Annotated in this window: 1 protein-coding gene; it reads left to right on the top strand. The window is 56.2% G+C overall.

The genetic code is table 11. The features are described from left to right. Positions 1-1847 (top strand): non-ribosomal peptide synthetase (locus AACQ83_RS23965; RefSeq protein WP_240000918.1); only part of this gene is annotated, 1847 nt, incomplete at both ends.

Raw genomic sequence — 1847 nt, 5'->3', positions numbered from 1 at the left:
GTACTGTCGGTTGAGGATTTTGGTGGTTCGCTGGGGCTGACAGCACAGACGGTTCAGCCGTTTGCGCCGGAGCGGGTATGCGATTATATGCAGCAGGCACTGGAGAGTCTGGCGGAAGCGCTGGAGCACACCCCGGACAGGCCGGTACGGACATTGGACATCCTGCCGGAAGCGGAACGGACCTTGTTACTAAAAACCTGGAATGCAACGGAAGCGCCGTATCCTGAAGCCTTGTGCCTCCATCAGTTATTTGAACAACAGGCGGCGAAAACCCCGGCTGCCACCGCTCTGGTGTACGAAGATCAGACCCTCAGCTATGCGGAACTCAATGTCCGTGCCAACCGGCTGGCCCGTCAGCTCATTGAGCAGGGGGTTTGTCCCGGTGGGCATGTTGCGCTGTTGCTGGACCGTTCGGTGGCGCTGGTGGTAGCCCAACTGGCCGTTCTTAAAGCCGGCGCGGTTTATGTACCCATTGATCCTGGTGCACCGGATGAACGGAAAAACTGGTTGATACATGATTGTGCTGCTCAGTTGCTGCTTACCGATAAGCAAATGGGTATTCCGGTTAATCTGGCTGTGCCGCTCTTCCGGATGATGGGAGAAACAGACTCAGGCCGGGAAGAAGAGGGGCTGAATCTCAACTTAACCCGCCTTGGTTCAGATGCCGTTTATGTTATGTACACCTCCGGTTCAACCGGCGTGCCGAAAGGGGTTGTCGTGTCCCACCGTGCGGTCGTCCGGCTGGTTATCAATAATGGCTATGCGGAAATCGGCCCGGATGAGCGGGTGGCCTTTACCGCAAATCTGGCATTTGATGCCAGCACGTTTGAGGTTTGGGCCCCGCTGCTTAGCGGGGGGACATTAGTGGTTATCGATCACACCACCTTATTGACCCCGGCTGCGTTAGTGCGGGCTTTACAGGTTCACCGTATCACGATCCTGTGGCTGACAATTGGACTGTTTAACCGGCTGGCGGCAGAGCTATCGTCCGTTTTTCCACAAATAAAGACCCTCATTTTTGGCGGAGATATTCCTGATTTACAAGTAATTGCCGGAATTCTGGATAATATGCCCCAACAATTATTGCAGGCCTATGGCCCCACTGAAGGCACCACCTTTTCGACAATGTACCGTATCACTGCATTGGCACAGGAGGCGAGCAACATTCCTATCGGTCGGCCTGTCGCTAATACCCGGGTTTATCTGTTGGATGCTGAGGGGCTGCCGGTGCCGTTGGGCACTGTTGGTGAAATGTATATTGGCGGAGACGGGGTAGCCAATGGCTATCTGAACCGGCCTGAACTGACGGCGGCGTGTTTTCTGACCGACCCGTTCAGTGATAAACCGGATGCACGGATGTACCGCACCGGGGATTTAGCGCGCTACCGGCTGGACGGCAATCTGGAATTTTTGGGGCGCAATGACCAGCAGGTGAAAATCCGTGGTTTCCGCATTGAACCGGGGGAAATTGAAGCCCGGCTGGCAGAATACCCGTCGGTGCGTGGATCGGCGGTACTGGCACAGGGTGATGGATCGGAGAAGCGACTGGTAGCGTATGTGGTGGCAGACGCCGCGGAGGGGCTGGTGAATAGCCTGCGGGTGTACCTGAGTGCGGTTTTACCGGATTATATGGTACCGGCGGCGTTTGTCCGTCTGGACGGCTTCCCGTTGACATCGAATGGCAAGCTGGACAGACGGGCATTGCCGGCACCGGACAGAGAAGCGTTTGCCCGCCAACGTTATGAGGCGCCGCAGGGAGCAACCGAAACGGTGTTGGCGGCAATTTGGTGTGAACTGCTGGGGATTGAGCAAATCAGCCGGCATGACAATTTCTTCACGTTGGGCGG

Origin of the sequence: Photorhabdus sp. S10-54 (genome assembly GCF_963878145.1) — a bacterium.
In the GTDB taxonomy this organism is placed as follows: Bacteria; Pseudomonadota; Gammaproteobacteria; order Enterobacterales; family Enterobacteriaceae; genus Photorhabdus; species Photorhabdus kayaii.
The sequence above is the reverse complement of the archived record's forward strand: the minus strand, read 5'-3'. Positions and strand labels throughout refer to the sequence as shown.